We start from the raw sequence: 12,471 nt of genomic DNA, 5'->3' as shown, positions 1-12,471 counted from the left end.
CATGGCGGCATGACCAGCCTCCCGCCCTTCCCGGACGCCTCCGGCACCCTGGTGCTGCCCGGCCCCGCCGGCGCGCTCGAAGTCGCCGTCGACCTGCCCGAGGACGACGTCGTCCGGCTGCCGGCCACCGCCATCGTCTGCCACCCGCTGCCCACCGAGGGCGGCACCATGCACAACAAGGTGGTGACCATGGCCGCCCGCGCCCTGCGCGAGCTGGGCCTGGCCACGGTGCGCTTCAACTTCCGCGGCACCGGGGCTTCGGAGGGTGAGTTCGACAAGGGTGACGGCGAGCGCGGCGACCTGCGCGCGGTGGCCGAGTGGGTGCGCGAGACGCGGCCCGACGACCAGCTGTGGCTGGCCGGCTTCAGCTTCGGCGCCTACGTCAGCCTGGCGATGGCGGCCGAGCTGCAGCCCTCGGTGCTGGTCTCGATCGCGCCGCCGGCCGGACGCTGGGACTTCGATTCGATCACCACGCCGACCATGCCCTGGCTGGTGGTGCAGGGCGAGGCCGACGAGATCGTCGACCCGCAGGCGGTGTACGCCTGGCTCGACCGTCTCAAGGCCGAACCCGAGCTGGTGCGCATGCCCGACACCAGCCACTTCTTCCACCGCAAGCTGATCGACCTGCGCGGCGCGATCAAGAGCGGCGTGCGCCGCCACCTGCCCACCGCCCATGGCTGAAGCCGGCGGCGGGGCCGCGGCGCGGCCGTCGGAGGCCTATCGCGCGGGCGTGGCCCGCGGCGACTGGGACGACGACCCGGCGCAGCACGCGCCGATCGCGGCACTGGACCGCGTGCATGATGAACTGCTGGCCGCGACGCCGCGACGCGGCTGGCTGGCGCGCGCCTTCGGCAGCGGCGGCAGCGACGATGCCCCGCAGGGCCTCTACCTCTGGGGCGGCGTCGGCCGCGGCAAGACCTTCATGGTCGACCTGTTCTACGCCGACCTGCCGCTGCCGGTAGCCAAGCTCGATGCGACGGGCGGCGACGGCAACGGCAAGCGCCGCACCCACTTCCACCGCTTCATGCGCACCGTCCACGAGCGCCTGCGCGAACACGCCGGCGAGCGCGACCCGCTGGCCACGATCGTGGCCGAGTGGCGGCGCTCGCTGCGGCTGCTGGTGCTCGACGAGTTCTTCGTCAGCGACATCGGCGACGCCATGTTGCTGGCGCGGGTGCTGGAGCGGATGTTCGCCGAGGGCATCGTGCTGGTGACGACCTCCAACATACAGCCTTCGGGCCTGTACGCCGACGGCCTGCAGCGCGCGCGCTTCCTGCCGGCGATCGACCTGCTCGAACAGCACTGCCAGGTGCTGGAGATCGTCAGCGACACCGACTACCGGCTGCGCGAGCTGACCCGTTCGCCGGTGTACCGCGCGCCGCTGGACGGCGAATCGGACGCCTGGCTGGGATCGCGCTGGCACGCGCTCGGCGGTGATGACGCGCACCGCGATGGCAGCATCGAGCTCGACGGCCGCCGCATCGCGACCCGCGCGCGCTGCCCGGGCATGGCCTGGTTCGACTTCGCCGCGCTGTGCGAGGGCCCGCGCGGGTCGTCGGACTACATCGAGATCGCCAGCGAGTTCCACACCGTGCTGCTGGGCGGCATTCCGGTGATGGACGCGCTGCGCGACGACGCCGCGCGCCGCTTCGTCACCTTCATCGACGAGGCCTACGACCGCAACGTCAAGCTGGTCTGCACCGCCGACGCCGCGCCGCCCGCCCTGTATGCCGGCGAGCGCCTGGCCGGGGCCTTCGAGCGCACGGCGTCGCGGCTGATCGAGATGCAGTCGGCGGACTACCTGGCGCGGCACCACCTGTAGGAGCGGCCGGAGCCGCGCCCACGGAGGCTGCCTCAGCGCGCCGCGTTCGCGCTCATGGTGGCGTTGCGCGCCGCATCCAGGTATTGCGCCGGGTCGCGCATCCCGGTGGTGTGGCACTGGCCGACGGTGTGGCCGCGGTTGCTCGCGCCCGGCAGCTGGGCATAGGCCTGTTCGACCGTGCCGTCCTCGGGATCGCCAAGCACGAGGTCGGAGGCGAAGTGGCAGTAGTCATTGGTCCACCAGTTGGTGCTGCGGAAGGACGTGGTGTAGTAGTTCGCCTTCGCCCGCGCCCAGGACGGGATGCCCGACAGCCAGGCCGAGGCACCGCTGTAGGTCATGTTGCTGTTCGACCCGCAGGCCACACCGAACCAGTTGCCGATGGTGGCGAGGATGCCGGAGAGATTGGTGCCCTGGTAAGGCGTGCCCACCGACTGCATCAGCCGCGCGCCGCTGGCGTTGTCCAGGCCGCTCCAATAGTAGGTGTACAGGTGCAGCGAAGCGGCGCCTCCCTGGCTGTGGGCCACGGTGCCGAAAGAGTTCCACTGCGCGCCAAAGTCGCGGATCCGCAGCGCGAACTGGTCGTGGCTGCGGTTCTGGTGGGCATCGAGGAAGGTCGCGGCGTTGGCGAACTGCGCCTGCGGCCAGACGCCGGCGGAGCAGTAGCCGTGCACCAGCACCAGCTTTGAACCGGTGGCGGCGGCGCCGGCTTCGGGCATGGCCGGGCGCGGGCCCATGGTCATCGCCTCGTCGATGCGGATGCCGGCAGCGGGAGCGATGCGCAGCGGCGGCACGGCAAGCGGCACGCGGTCGGCGGTGGCCAGTGGGATGAAGTGATCGGGATCCTCGATCCGCAGTCCGCGCAATTCGAAGGGCGCGATGGCGCCCGAGCGCGCGATCCAGCGTTCATCCAGGCCGAGCGCGACGCGGCCGTCGACCACGTCCGCCATGCCGCCGATCCAGGCCACCGGCACCGATGCGCCCCTGCCGTCGCGGCCCCAGACCTCGGCCAGGACGCGGTAGTGGCGATCCGGCACGGCGTCGGCCAGCGGCAGCGCCACCGACAGCCGGTTCCGCGCTTCGCGCGCGGCAACCGCGGTGCCGGCGATGCGCGGACCCGGTTCGATCACCGGCAACGCGTGTTCGACCGTGCGCACGAAGGGCGTGCCGCTGCGGTCATGGCCGCGCACCACCACCTGGGCGATCCAGGTGCCGGTGGCGGTGGGCGTGAAGCTGCCGGCGTAGCGGCCGTCGCGCGCGGCGCCGTCGCCGTGGCGGCCGTCGTCGAACATCGGTCGCAGGCTCTCGCGGCCATCGGGCGCGACGATGCGAAGGTGCGCGGAGGCGACATGGCCGGCGTCCCGGCCCAACTGCGGCGTCGACCGGCCGTCATCGGCGGCCAGCATGGCGACGATGCCCATGGATTCGCCGACGACCTGGCGGCGATGCGCCTGGTGCGAGGCGAGCTCGAGCGCATCGTCGCCCTGCAGCAGCAGGTAGCCGCGCGCGTCGCTGCCCGGCTTCGCCTGCAGGTGCAGGCTCCAGTCGCCGCGCGCGAGGCCGTCGAGCCGGACCACGGTGCCGGCCTGGCCGTCGTGCTCCCCGCCCAGGTGCGAGGCGCGGGCGCTGCGCGCCAGCGTGGCCGCGGCCAGCTCCACGCCCGCCGGCGACACCAGGCGCGGTGACCAGTCGGTGCCACCGGACAGCAGCATCGCGTTGAGCCGCCCGTCGTGCACCGGCAGGCGCAGGCTTGCGCGCCCCGAGGCATCGAAGGCCACCGGCAGCAGGGCGCTGCGCGACAGGATCGTGGCCTCGGCCGGGTCGGGCGCGCGCATCGCCGCGAACTCTTCCGCCGGCCCGGCCAATTGCTTCGCCAGCAGCGGCGCTCCGGGGTCCGGCCCGGCGGCAGGTGCCGCTCCGGCCAATCCCGCTCCTGACAGCGACCACGCACACAGCAGCGTGCCTGCGACCCTCCAAGTCCGCTTGCGCATTCCATCTCTCCCCGTTGGTGTGGCGGATCCCCCGTCCGTCGCCACCTCTTATAGACCCGCCCCCTGCCCGGAAACGTGCGCAGTGCCACGGAGCCACCGTACCTTTCACGGGCCTTGCGTCCTGTCGGGCCGGGCCCCGATCCGGGGCGGCGAGGACGCCGCCCCGGGGAATACGGGGCCTGTGCCGGCCCCTCAGTCCTTTCCGCGCGGGCGCCAGGTGGTGGTGGCGGAACCGTTGCGGCGCTCGGTCACCCCGGTGACCAGGCCCCGGCGGTCGCGGGTGAAGCCCAGGCGCAGACCGCTCGCGGGGTCCAGATACTGGTCGCCGCCCAGCGGCAGCAGGGCGGCCATCCGGCCCTTGCGGGTGCCACCGTACAGGCGGGTGCCGCGCGGCTCGACGACATAGGCCGCGCCACCGCGGCTGGTGCCGGCCGCGAAACGGCCGAACGGCAGCTCGCGGTCACCGGCCGCGGAGGCCTGATCCGAAGTGGCCGCGGCCACGGTCGCGCCCGACATCGGCGGCGGCGTCAGCCGGGACCGCTTCGGACAGGCGGTGTAGTCCTCCTTGCCGCCGGTGGCCACCGGCGTTTCGCCGAAGTCGATGTGCCAGCCGCGGGTCACGCCGCGGGCGTCGTCGCCCCAGCCCACCAGATAGCGGCCGTCGTCGGACATGCCGGTGATGTTCACGTTCAACCAGTCCTGGAACGGCGCCACCCCCAGGCCGGCGAGGTAGGCGGTGAGCTCGTGCATGGTCCCGCCGTTGGCGTCGCCGATCCACAGGAAGCCCTTGGCGACGTTGCGCGCCCAGCCACCGCCCGGCGGCACCTCGTCGTAGTAGTAGGTGCCGGCGACGATGTTGCCGCTGCCGCTGGTGGCACGCGCGTAGTAGCGCAGCGCGGTGGTGTCGGCGGTGGTCTCGGGGTTGAAGTGGCAGACCGACGCGACGCCGCGGCCGTCGGTCACGTGGCGCCAGGCCAGCACCGGCTGGAACATGCTGTTGCCCCCGCCCCCGCCGACGATCACGCTGCAGTCGCGGTTGCAGGCCACGCTCTCGCCGCCCAGGGCCTTGCCGGTGCCGTCATAGAGCTGGCGGATGCGGCCGTCGGTCCAGACCACGGCGTGGAAGGCGCTGCTGGTGCCGGTGGTGGAGATGCCGGCCTGGATGAGGCCGTCGTCGGAAATCGCGGTCGCCTCGCCGAAGCTGCCCTTGCGGATCCTCGGCAGCTCCTGCCAGCCGTAGTCGGCCCAGCGGTCCTCCCAGGTGTCGGGGTTGAAGCTGAAGGCACGGATGTTGCCGAAGTCGATCGGCGGCGGGACGGTGACGCCGGCCAGGCGCTCGCCGTTGGCCGAGATCGCGTTGGCCTGCGTGGCCCAGCCCGGCATGGCAGGGATCAGGGGGAAGTCGCTGATGCGCTTCCAGCCCCCGGCCTGGGTCCAGAAGGCGGCTTCGGTGACGTTCGCGTCGTCCAGCCCGGGGAGGGTGGCGGCGATCACGCCGCCGTCGGCGGAGACGTCCGGGAATCCCCCTGTGGTGCCGCCGATGACCTGGGTGCCGCCAGCGGCGGTCCAGCGGGTGACGCCCTGTTCGCCCGGGGTGCCGTCGTACAGCACGCGCACGCCGACGGCGACGGCGCCATCGTCGGATACCGACTGCACGAAATTGCTCTCGCCGAGATCGGTGACCACGGGGACGGCGGCGAAGGCGGGGGCGCCGGCGATGGCCGCCGCACAGGCGAGGCCGAGGAGGGTCGGACGGGGCATGGACAGGTTCTCCTGCTTGCAGGGCGGGCGCGGCCCGCCGGGACATGGCCGGCGAGGATCGTCGGCCGGGACCCGATCCTTGGCGTCAGCCGGCCACGGTGTCATTCGCGATCGATGACAGGTCCGTTATGGGACGATGACGGCGGCTTCGCCGGACGGCAGCGGCGGCGGGCGGCGCTCGCCGGCCAGGCGCCGGACGGCCGCGCGCGCCTCGTCGGCCATCGCCGGATCGTCCAGCGCCAAGGCCAGCCGCAGCTGCAGCACCGCGCAGTCATGGCAGCGGTCCAGCCAGGGTGCGACCCGCCCGGCCAGGGCCTCGGCCTCGCGCACCCGGCCCTGGCGCAGCAGCCATGGCACCTGCACCGAGGCCACTTCGACGATGCCCGCCGGCGCGCCACGGGCTTCGGCCAGGGCCAGCGCCTCGGCCAGCAGCGGGCCGGCGGCGTCGACGTCGCCCAGCTCCACCGCGGCGGCCAGCAGCAGGTCCGGGGTCGGCCCCTGGGCGGTGTCGATCCGCGTGCCCGTAGGCGGCGGCAGGTCGGCGGCGGCCGCGGCCTGTGCCCGGCGCAGCCGCACCCGGTCGCGAAGGGTGTCGCCGGGCAGCCGGGTCCAGTCGGCAAGCACCGCGTCGGCGATCGCCACCGCCGCGGCCGGCTCGCCGCTGCGCCAGGCCAGCTCGACCAGGGTCTCGGCGCGACGGTGCTCGTAGGGCGGCGTGCTGCGCGCGGCGATGTCGGGCGATTCCAGCAGCCGCCGCGCCTCCGACAGCCGGCCGAGCGCGATCAGCGCATTGGCACGGTCCAGCGCCGCGGCCAGGCGCAGGGCCGGGTCGGGGGTCTTGGGCAACAGCTTCTGCACCTCGTCACTGGCGGCCAGCGCCGCCGCCGCGTCGAGCCGCAGCAGCTGCGCGGCCGACTGCGCCGAGCGGGTCACCTGCAGCTCGTTCATCGCGGTCGACCCCTCGAACACCGCCAGCGCGCTGCCGAGGTAGTCCAGGGCCTGGGCCGGGCGGCCTCGGCCCAGTTCCAGCGCGCCCAGATTGGCGTCCACGCGCGCCACCCCCAGCCGGTCGCCGGCGCGCTGCAGGCGGCTGCGGGCGGCGCCGAAGTCGGCGGTGGCCTCGTCGTCGCGGCCGAGCGCGGCCAGCGCCACGGCGCGCCCCATCAGCACCGCGCCGTGCTCGAGGTCGCCCTCGTCAGCGGGCCGCTCCGCCAGCGCCGCCAGCGCGCGGTCATAGTCGGCCGCCGCCTCGTGCAGGGCGTTGCGGCGGATCCGGGCGCCACCCCGGTAGGCCAGCAGGCGGGCACGGAACAGCGGATCGCCCGCCGCCTCCGGATCGCCCAGCAGGGCGTCGAAGGCGCGTTCGGCGTCGTCGATCGCGCCGGCGCGGTAGTCGACCTGGGCCAGCCGGAAGCGCAGCTGCGGCTGCGACAGCTGCGCGGGCGGCGCCGCCTCCAGGATGCGGCGGGCGGTATCGAGTTCATTGGCGAGGAAGGCCGCGCGCACCCGCTGCAGCCGCTCCTCCAGCGCCAGCGCCGCGCCGTCGGGCCCCGCCGGCGCGGTGCGGCCGAGGGCGGCCAGCAGCCGGTCGCAGGCGCCGGCGGCGGCGGTCAGCAGGTCGCCGGCCTCGGCTTCTGCCTGCAGGCGCAGGCCGTCCGCGGCCACCGCCTGCAGCCGCAGCCGCCAGCCGCCCCCGGACAGCGGCTCGACCTGGCCGCCGACCACGGTCGCCCCCGGCACGGCGCGCCGCAGCTGTCCGGTGCCCTCGTCGCCGCTGGCGGTGCCAAGCAATGCCAGCGTGCTTTCGCTGGGCGGCACCGAAAGTCCGGCCGCGCGCAGGCGCTCGGCCACGTAGTCCATCAGGCCCAGCCGCGCCCAGGCGATGTCGTCGCCGTCGCCGATGCTCAGCGGGAGGACCAGGGTGGCGGCGGGATCCGCGACCACTCCGGCGAGACCGGCGGCCGCCTCCGGCACCTCCGGTGCGGGCCGCCACGACCACCAGGCCAGGCCCGCCACGGCCAGGAGCACGGTGCCGGCCGCGAGCAGTAGCCAGCGGCTTCGCCGCTGGTCGGGGCTGGCGGCCGCGACGGCAGCGGGCTCCGCCACGGGTGCGGACTCCGCGGCGGGCGCGGGCTTCTGCGCGGCCGGAGCCGGTGAGGGTGGCCCGCCCGCCTCCGCGGCACCGGCACCGGCATCGGCGGCATCCCCGCCTGCCGCAGCGGGTGCCGTGGGCGTCCACGCGACGGTCGGCGCGGCCCAGCGGAAGCCGAAGCGCGGCACGGTGCGGATGCTGTGCTGCGCCTGGCCGTCGTCATCGACGCAGCGGCGGGCGCGCAGGATCACCTGGGCCAGCTGGCCATCGCTGACGTCGGTGCGGTTGAAGACGGCCTGCAGCAGCTCGTCGCGCCCCACCGCGCGGTCCCGGTTCAGGAGCAGGCACTCCAGGCACTCGAACACGCGCACCGGCATCTCGACCTGGACGCCGTCGCGGCGCAGCTCGCGGCGCCCGAGGTCGAGCTCGAAGGCACCGAAGCGGAAACCGGTCGGCCCGGGATCATTGGCGGGAAGCGTAGGCAACATGTGGACCGGGCACCCGTGGCACCCCCAAGAATGACAGAGCCCGCGCCGGGCTGCCCATGCCCGCCTCCCGTGGTCCGCCCCCCGCAAGCACAGCCCCAGCCACGAAATCTAGCGTTGACCACCGCCGGCAACCCCACTATGTTGTGCCTGTCGGTTCCCGCGCCGCAGGGCGCGGGATGAAAAGGGAAGCCGGTCGAATGCCGGCGCTGCCCCGCAGCGGTAGGTGGAAACGAGGTCGCACACGCACTGGGACGGTGGTCCCGGGAAGCGGCGGCCGAGGCACGGAGCCCGAGGCACACGGCCGAAGGACTCCCGGATCCACGAGCCCGAAGACCTGCCGACAGCCGCGCGCAAGCACACCGCGCGGTGCCGGCTGCGGAATCTCCGGGGGGAGATGGCTGGTGAAGCACGCGAGCGCCCGCCCTCCGTCCTCCGGAATGCCGTCGCGATCGCTGCGACGCCGCTGTTCCACTCTCCGAGCGTTCCCGGCCCGCCGCCTGCGGGGCCAGGCGGTCGTGCGCACGCCCCAGGGAGAGGACACATGAGCAGTTCCGAAAGCAGCACCCCCGCGACGGCGGCCTCCGCCGACGCCGCCAGCACCCCCGCCTCCCCCGCGGCGACCCCGGACGGTCCGGGCGCATCCGCCCTCCCCCCCGCCGCAGCGCCCTCGGCGCCCGCCGCACCGGACGCCACCGACGCGTCCGACACCATCCCTTCACCCCGTGCCGCCGAGCCCATGCCCACGACCCTCGATGCCACCGCCGACGCCGACGCCGACGTCGCCACCTGGATCACCAAGGAAGCCGGCAACCGCCGGATGCCGTACGACCGCACGCGCCTGGAGCGCGCCATCGACCGCGTCCACGCCGAATTCCCGCAGCTGGATATCACCGACTACAAGCGCAGCGTGCTCGGCTTCGTCGAGCGCAAGGACGCGGTCAACGCCGACGACCTGGTCGACCACCTGATCCGCGAGGCCGAGGCGCGCGTGGACGTGGCCGCGCCGGAATGGGAGATGTTCGCCGCCCGGATCTATCTGCACCGCCTGTACAAGCGCGCCAGCCGCAACCGCTTCTACGACACCGGGGAGAAGTACGGCTCCTACGTCGGCCTGCAGGAGTCGCTGGCCGACCGCAACGTCTATTCCAACGACATCCTGCGCGCCTACTCCAAGGAAGAGCTGATCGAGGCCGGGAAGATGATCGATCCCGAGCGCGACAAGCTGTTCGCCTACAACGGCCTGTACCTGCTGGCCACGCGCTACCTCGCCACCGACACCTCGCGCGCGGTGTACGAACTGCCGCAGGAGCGCTGGCTGACGATCGCCCTTTACCTGATGCAGGAAGAGAAGCCTCGCGAGCGCCGCATGCAGCTGGTCGGCGAGGCCTACTGGGCGCTGTCGAACCTGTACATGACCGTGGCCACGCCGACCCTGCAGAACGCCGGCAAGACCGGCGGCCAGCTTTCAAGCTGCTTCATCGACACGGTCGATGACTCGCTGCAGGGCATCTACGACTCCAACACCGACATCGCGCGCGTGTCCAAGGGCGGCGGCGGCGTGGGCGCCTACATGGGCTACGTGCGCGCCTCGGGCTCGGCGATCCGCGGCGTGCCTAACTCGTCCGGCGGCGTGGTGCCGTGGATCAAGCAGCTCAACAACACCGCGGTCTCGGTCGACCAGCTCGGCCAGCGCAAGGGTGCCGTCGCCGTGTACCTGGACGTGTGGCACCGCGACATCGAGGCCTTCCTCGACCTGCGCCTGAACAACGGCGACCAGCGCCTGCGCGCGCACGACGTGTTCACCTCGGTGTGCATTCCCGACCTCTTCATGGAGGCCGTCGAGCGCCGCGGCGACTGGTACCTGTTCGACCCGCACGAAGTGCACCGGATCAAGGGCTGGTACCTGCAGGACTTCTTCGACGAGAAGAAGGGCGACCCCAACGGCAGCTTCCGCCGCAAGTACGAAGAGGTTGTGGCCGACGAGCGCATCGCGCGCAAGACGGTCAAGGCCATCGACATCTTCAAGCGGCTGATGGTGAGCCAGCTGGAGACCGGCAACCCCTTCATGTTCTACCGCGACGAGGTCAACCGGAAGAACCCGAACAAGCACGCGGGCATGGTGTATTCCTCGAACCTGTGCACCGAGATCCTGCAGAACATGAGCCCGACGCGGATGATGCAGGAGATCATCAGCGGCAATCAGATCGTGACCACGAAGCAGGCCGGCGACTTCGTGGTCTGCAACCTGTCCTCGGTGAACCTTGGCCGCGCGGTCGTGCCGCAGGAGGACCAGGGCGACCTGATCACCGACGTGCTCGAGCGCCTGATCCCGATCCAGGTGCGCATGCTCGACAACGTGATCGACCTGAACCTGCTGCCGGTGCCGCAGGCCACGATCACCAACCGCAAGTACCGCGCGATCGGCCTGGGCACCTTCGGCTGGCACCACCTGCTGGCGCAGAAGGGGATCCACTGGAACACGCCGGAAGCCGAGGACTACAGCGACGCGCTGTACGAGCGCATCAACTACCTCACCGTGCAGGCGAGCATGGCGCTGGCCAAGGAAAAGGGCACCTATCCCGTCTTCCCCGGCAGCGACTGGCACAACGGCAACTACTTCCGCGACCGCGGCTACAACAGCGCGCAGTGGCTGGAGCTGTCGGCGCAGGTGGCGGTCAACGGCGTGCGCAACGGCTGGCTGCTTGCGGTGGCGCCGAACATGTCGACCGCGCAGATCGCCGGCAGCACGGCATCGATCGACCCGATCTACTCCGCGTTCTACTACGAAGAGAAGAAGGACTACCGCCGCCCGGTGGCCGCGCCGGGACTGTCGCTGGAGACCTGGCCCTACTACGAGAAGGGCGCGTACAAGGTCGACCAGTTCGCCAGCGTGCGCCAGAACGCGCGCCGCCAGCGCCACGTCGACCAGGCGATCAGCTTCAACTTCTACGTGCCGAGCACGATCCGCGCCAGCACCCTGCTGGAGCTGCACATGACGGCGTGGCGCGAAGGCATGAAGACCACCTACTACGTCAGATCGAACGACATCGATATCGCCGAATGCGAGTGGTGCAGTAGCTGACAGCGCGTTCGCGCTTTCAGCTTCCACGGTTCGCTTTGCGGACCGTGGACCCTGCACCACAAGCACCCAGACCCCCGCGCCTTCGGCGCGCCCCCCTGACTCAGGGGGGCTTTCCTCCAGAACATTTGCGCTGCTGCGCATGACCGAAACACGAGATTGATCCTATGTCCGCTACTGCACCGCTTACTTCGACGCCGCTTGACCGCATCCGCATCCTGGAGCCGCGGCATCCGAACCGGTCGACCGGGATCATCAACGGCCGCACCAGCGGCATCCTGAACTGGAACGACATTCCGTATCCGTCGTTCTATCGCGCCTACAAGGAGCTTTCGACCAACTTCTGGATCCCGGACGAGGTCGACATGAAGGGCGACGCCAAGCAGTACGGCGAGCTCTCGGCGCGCGAGAAGAACGCCTACGATTCGATCATCGGCCTGCTGGCCACGCTGGATTCGCCGCAGACGCGCTTCATCTACAACGTCGCCGAATACATCACCGATCCGGCCGCGCACGCCAACGCCGCGATCATCGGCCAGCAGGAGGTGATCCACAACGAGAGCTACAGCTACGTGCTGGCTTCGATCACCGACCTCAAGAACCAGAACCGGATCTTCGAGATCGCGCGCACGCACCCGACCATCCTCAAGCGCAACGCGCCGATCATGGCGTCCTACGACGACTTCATGCGCGAGAAGACCGCTGAGACCCTGCTGCGCTCGCTGATCCAGTCCTCGATCCTGGAAGGCATCAACTTCTATTCCGGCTTCGCCTACTTCTACAACCTGGTGCGCCAGAACCGGATGACCGGCACCGGCAAGATCATCAGCTTCATCAACCGCGACGAGCTGGCACACACCAAGTTCATCAGCGAGGTGATCCGCGCCATCGTCGGCGAGAACCCGGAGCTGCAGACCGACGAGCTGACCGACTACGTGCACAAGGCCTTCGAGCACGCGATCGAGCTGGAGGTGCAGTGGACCGGCGAGGTGCTGGACGGCATCGACGGCATCGACGTCGACGAAATGGTCCGCTACGTGAAGTACCGCGCCAACAAGATGGCCGGGATGCTGGGCATCGAGAAGCTGTACTCGGACACCACCGACAACGTGATGCCCTGGATCAAAGCCTACGCCGACAACTTCACCGAAACCAAGACCGACTTCTTCGAGATGCGCAACGCGTCGTACAAGAAGACCAACGTCGACAACGGCTTCGACGACCTCTGAGCCCGCCCGTCC

Annotated in this window: 7 protein-coding genes and 1 riboswitch; of the genes, 4 read left to right on the top strand and 3 right to left on the bottom strand. The window is 71.5% G+C overall.

All coding sequences use genetic code 11. The features are described 5' to 3' along the window. Positions 1-9: 9 nt before the first annotated feature. Positions 10-681 (top strand): alpha/beta hydrolase, encoded by a 672-nt coding sequence (locus tag E2170_RS07815; RefSeq protein ID WP_133000131.1) that lies wholly within the window; start codon positions 10-12, stop codon positions 679-681. Continuing rightward, a complete protein-coding gene (zapE, locus tag E2170_RS07810; RefSeq protein ID WP_133000130.1) occupies positions 674-1,822 on the top strand; it encodes a cell division protein ZapE in 1,149 nt (382 codons plus the stop codon). The genes E2170_RS07815 and zapE overlap by 8 nt, the downstream gene beginning before the upstream one ends. A 32-nt stretch (positions 1,823-1,854) precedes the next feature. Here zapE and E2170_RS07805 read toward each other — a convergent pair whose 3' ends face one another. The 3 genes from E2170_RS07805 to E2170_RS07795 form a co-directional block, all read right to left on the bottom strand. Beyond that, positions 1,855-3,810, bottom strand: coding sequence for a choice-of-anchor X domain-containing protein (locus tag E2170_RS07805; RefSeq protein WP_133000129.1), 1,956 nt, complete (start codon positions 3,808-3,810; stop codon positions 1,855-1,857). Between the two features lie 192 nt (positions 3,811-4,002). Then, entirely contained in the window at positions 4,003-5,571 is a 1,569-nt protein-coding gene (locus E2170_RS07800; protein ID WP_133000128.1) for a hypothetical protein, read from the bottom strand. A 126-nt stretch (positions 5,572-5,697) separates the two neighbouring features. Then, the gene (locus tag E2170_RS07795) at positions 5,698-8,151 is read right to left on the bottom strand and encodes a winged helix-turn-helix domain-containing protein (RefSeq protein ID WP_133000127.1); all 2,454 of its coding nucleotides are present in this window, start codon (positions 8,149-8,151) and stop codon (positions 5,698-5,700) included. Positions 8,152-8,285: 134 nt separating this feature from the next. Further along, positions 8,286-8,507: riboswitch (cobalamin riboswitch) on the top strand. 185 nt (positions 8,508-8,692) lie between these two features. On the opposite strand from E2170_RS07795, the gene E2170_RS07790 reads away from it, so the two are divergent. Next, entirely contained in the window at positions 8,693-11,233 is a 2,541-nt protein-coding gene (locus E2170_RS07790; RefSeq protein ID WP_133000126.1) for a ribonucleoside-diphosphate reductase subunit alpha, read from the top strand. A gap of 164 nt (positions 11,234-11,397) precedes the next feature. Then, positions 11,398-12,459 (top strand): ribonucleotide-diphosphate reductase subunit beta, encoded by a 1,062-nt coding sequence (locus E2170_RS07785; RefSeq protein WP_133000125.1) that lies wholly within the window; start codon positions 11,398-11,400, stop codon positions 12,457-12,459. Positions 12,460-12,471: the final 12 nt, after the last annotated feature.

The sequence above is a fragment of the Luteimonas arsenica genome (assembly GCF_004352825.1).
GTDB classification, from domain to species: domain Bacteria; phylum Pseudomonadota; class Gammaproteobacteria; order Xanthomonadales; family Xanthomonadaceae; genus Luteimonas; species Luteimonas arsenica.
The sequence above is the reverse complement of the archived record's forward strand: the minus strand, read 5'-3'. Positions and strand labels throughout refer to the sequence as shown.